This window comes from Streptomyces sp. NPDC044984 (assembly GCF_040646935.1).
Classification (GTDB): domain Bacteria; phylum Actinomycetota; class Actinomycetes; order Streptomycetales; family Streptomycetaceae; genus Streptomyces.
On the sequence record NZ_JBEZBE010000094.1, the window covers coordinates 1 to 2,935 of the forward strand.

The following is a 2,935-nucleotide window of genomic DNA, read 5'->3' on the forward strand; positions in this document are numbered from 1 at the left end:
CGCCGGAAGGAGACCACCATGTCCGTTCAACGTTTCACCCCTGAGGGCTTGTTGCAGCCCGCGCCTTACCATCACGTCGCTGTCGGTACCGGCAGCAGGCACGTCCACGTCAGTGGGCAGACTTCCAGCCTCGCGGACGGGACCCCCGTCGCGCCAGGAGATCTCTCCGGGCAGGTCGCGCAGGCGCTGCGGAACACCGCCCGCGGTCTCGCCGGGGCTGGCGCGACGTTCGACGACGTGGTGCGACTGACCGTCTACGTCACCCAATGGAAGCCGGAGAAGATGGGCGCCTTCATGGCGGGCATCGAAAGCGTCGCGGACGAGATCGGGCTGCCACAGCCCCTTCCCCCGTCGTCACTCATCGGCGTCGACTGCCTCTTCGACCCTGGCGTCCTCGTCGAAATCGAAGCCACCGCCCTCATCGACTGACCGACCGCTCGCACAGGCCCGTTCCCCGGTGGCAGGTACAGTCACGCACCCAACAACGTGACAACGCCCGCGTCCGCCTTGAACTCGGCGGGGTAGTGCTTCATCCCCACGGGGACTCCGTTCTCCTGGACCAGCAAGATCCAAGTCTCTCCGGTGTCCAAAAACCAGGGTCAAGGTCCCACCGTCATAGTCCCGCACCACCTCACTGTGCGGGGCCGGTCAGGCGGCCGGCACGGTGCCGGGCTGGTCATGCACGTTTGCTACCGCGTTGATCTGATCTGTGCCCGCCTGGGTGAGGAAGACCCACGTCCCGTAGACGCCCCACATGAGGCCGAGCAGCGAACTCGCGGCGTAGAAGCCCATTCCGTTGGTGGAGCCGACGGTGGCGAACAGTCCGGCGGCGGCGATACCTGCCGCGAACACGACGAGCGCGACGACGAGGATGGGCCGCGCATGCTGGGACGTGCCACGGCGGGCTGCGTGGTCGAGCACCGAGAGCAGACTTGCGCTTGCTGCTGCGGCGACCAACAGTTCGATCCCGAGCGCCCAGGTCGGTTGCGGCAGGGTGACCAGCGATGCGGTGACTGTGGTTGTCAGGAACAGGGAGACGGTTTGCGCGGCGCGGTTGCGGTATTCCTGGGAGGTGGCGACGACGTCGAAGCGGAAGGCGACAACGATGAAGGTGAGGCCGGTGAGGCCGGCGGCGCTTCCGCCGACGGTTGCAGCGAACGTGGTCCACACGGCGGTTGCTCCTGTGCGATCCGTGCTGGGGTGGAAGGTCTCGGTGCGATGAAGTGCGGTGGGCGGCGGCCGTCGCGCCGCCGCCCACCTCGCGGAACTACCTCGTCTCGACCTTGGCCATCGGGTCTTCACCGTTCTCCAGGGCGTTCACCGCGTTCTTCCAGGACGGGTCGGCCGAGTAGAGCTGGCTGCGCAAGTAGGCCCACACGAGAGCCCGCAGAGTCGCCACGCGCTCGGGATTTTCGTCGTCCGTCTCTGCCGCGTCGTATCCGGATATGCCACCGAAGATGTGACCAGCGCCGTACATGGTCACCATGGTTTTGTTGCCGCCGGGGCTGGCCGAGTAAGCGTCAGCACGGTAGCTGAGCTGATTGGAGAAGTTGGGGTTGAGGTCCTGATCGCCCACGATGATCAGGCTGGTGCCTGTCATCTGCTCGAAGTCGGTGTAATACAGCACCGGGTAGTTCGTCTTGGCCCACTCGGCGAAGTGCTCGTCGTTGCCGATGCCTGGAGCTCCGATGAGCACTCCCGCCTTGACACGAGAGTCGGAGAGGTCCTTCGGCCGGTCGTCGTCCGGGTCCAGCATCTGGGCTCCGAGGAGGAGGGAGACGGTGTTGCCGCCCAGGGAGTGTCCTACGGCACCGACACGGTCCCTGTCGATCCGCCGTTCGGCAAGACCAGGGGCGGCGGCCTCGATGTCGTCGAGGCGGTCGAGGATGTTATGCATGTCGGTGGCGCGGTCACGCCAGAACAGGGGCGCGTCCTTGAGGTCGGTGTCGCGCAGACCGAGGGCCGTCGAGTCCAGGTGGGTCGGCTGGATGACCGCGAACCCGTGGGCGGCGAAGAAGTTCGCCAGCGGCCCGTAGCCGTTGTAGGAAGACAGAAAGTTCGCCAGCCCGTGCCCGTGGGACAGGAGGATGAGCGGCAGGTCGGTGCCGGTCGCGGGGATCGACACCTTGACTTCCAGCGGCACGGGCCGGCCGGGAACGTCGAGGGTGACCGGGTGGTAGGTGAGGACGGGTTGCGACGCGTTGACCGGGATGTTGGCGGCGTCGCTGTACGGCTTGCTCATCGGAGCCCTTTCGAGATCAGTGTTGACATAGCGCCTGTCGTAACTGGCGGTAGGCATGGAACTGGCGGTCGTGGCCGCGAGCCTGATGGGCCAGGAACGGCCGCCCGGCACCTGGGTTGGTGTGGACGGTGATCTCCGCAGCGGTGCACAGATCTCGTCAGGTGTTCGTCCCACGGTCTGACGGCAGGGGAGGGCGACTGCCTCAACCATCGACTGTCATACCTCCCTGGCCCGACGAATGCGCTTGTCTTGCCGGGAACTGTAAGATCAATCGAACAAGCCGAACTAGGGCGAAAATGACATGGCTGAGTCCGCAATCGAAGGGCGTCGCAGAAGAGCACGGTTCGGAGTCGAGAGCCTGGCTGTGCGCGTTGCCGATGGTGACTTCCCGACCGTTGTGAACAGCGGGTACACCGTCAAGATCACGCATGGCGGCTCTGCACCCCCTTTTCAGTACCTCGGGCGAACCCAGGGCCCCCCTGTTCCTGGCACGGTGACGGTGATCGAGCCCCATGAGGTCGTAAGCTGCCTCGATCAGGACAAAGCCGCCGCTGACGGCCAGGCCCTCGTGCAACTGATGTTCATCGACGCCGATCTCAGAAGCCGTATCTCAACCGAACGTGATCCCTTGATTTCTGCTGGTCAGGCATGGTTTCGCTCGGGTTGAGGGAGGCATGCCGACGTCTTGTATCC

4 protein-coding genes are annotated in these 2,935 nt (G+C 65.2%); 2 read left to right on the top strand and 2 right to left on the bottom strand.

Features of this window, described 5'->3' with window-relative positions; all coding sequences use genetic code 11:
• The first annotated feature begins 18 nt into the window (after window positions 1-18).
• On the top strand, window positions 19-429 hold the full coding sequence (locus tag AB0A94_RS38525) for a RidA family protein (RefSeq protein WP_361751688.1): 411 nt from the start codon (window positions 19-21) through the stop codon (window positions 427-429).
• Between the two features lie 219 nt (window positions 430-648).
• Here the strand turns inward: AB0A94_RS38525 and AB0A94_RS38530 are convergent, their stop codons facing one another.
• Both AB0A94_RS38530 and AB0A94_RS38535 read right to left on the bottom strand, forming a co-directional pair.
• A complete protein-coding gene (locus AB0A94_RS38530; protein ID WP_361751682.1) occupies window positions 649-1,170 on the bottom strand; it encodes a hypothetical protein in 522 nt (173 codons plus the stop codon).
• 97 nt (window positions 1,171-1,267) lie between these two features.
• A complete protein-coding gene (locus tag AB0A94_RS38535) occupies window positions 1,268-2,242 on the bottom strand; it encodes a chlorophyllase (protein WP_361751684.1) in 975 nt (324 codons plus the stop codon).
• Window positions 2,243-2,543: 301 nt separating this feature from the next.
• On the opposite strand from AB0A94_RS38535, the gene AB0A94_RS38540 reads away from it, so the two are divergent.
• The gene (locus AB0A94_RS38540; RefSeq protein WP_361751686.1) at window positions 2,544-2,909 is read left to right on the top strand and encodes a hypothetical protein; all 366 of its coding nucleotides are present in this window, start codon (window positions 2,544-2,546) and stop codon (window positions 2,907-2,909) included.
• Window positions 2,910-2,935 lie beyond the last annotated feature (26 nt).